The sequence below is a fragment of the Pseudomonas sp. NPDC087614 genome (genome assembly GCF_044743485.1).
Lineage (GTDB): Bacteria > Pseudomonadota > Gammaproteobacteria > Pseudomonadales > Pseudomonadaceae > Aquipseudomonas > Aquipseudomonas baetica_A.
The window spans coordinates 4,125-4,671 of the sequence record NZ_JBIUWN010000147.1; the positions used below are offsets into that span (position 1 = coordinate 4,125).

General features: G+C 56.9%; 1 pseudogene. It reads right to left on the minus strand.

Features of this window, described 5'->3' with window-relative positions:
- Positions 1-183: 183 nt before the first annotated feature.
- Positions 184-432 (minus strand): annotated as a pseudogene (locus ACIOWA_RS27405) (site-specific integrase); the annotation flags it as partial.
- Positions 433-547 lie beyond the last annotated feature (115 nt).

The following is a 547-nucleotide window of genomic DNA, read 5'->3' on the forward strand; positions in this document are numbered from 1 at the left end:
TGTTGATCATCACGCCTAATGCTAGGTCACGAGAAAAGTCGCTTGGATCATAACCCCTGCCTTTGCTGCCTCAGAGATCTACAAAGCCGAGAACAAACCTAAAGAAGCCGGGCGCCAAGGCACTATCCTAGGTGGTGGGGCCGCTGGTGGCGCGTTGGCTGGACAGAGCATCTCGATGCTATGCGGCCACGCGCTTTCAACTTTGCGCAGGTACTGATCAATCATCTCTTTAGCGGTGGCGCCCTTGCGGCTCGCCCGCTCGATTGCACCAGGCTCATCGAGTTCCGACTTACGCGCCCACGCCTGCGCAGCCTGTTTCCGGGCGAAGGTCTGGCTCTCTTGGTAGACTTGCACCCCATCACGTTTGATGCGGATCTGAGCGGTGTAGCTCACAGACCCATCCGCCAGTTTTCTTGCCCTCATAGCTGCCATATCAAAAGTGGTACGCGTCGGTCGGCGTTTTTCAAGGTTGTTGTCGCGTCGCCGTCTAACTATGCCGCTCTTTTCTCGGTCTGCTGCTGCCGATCCGGGTTCAACATCACAGTGC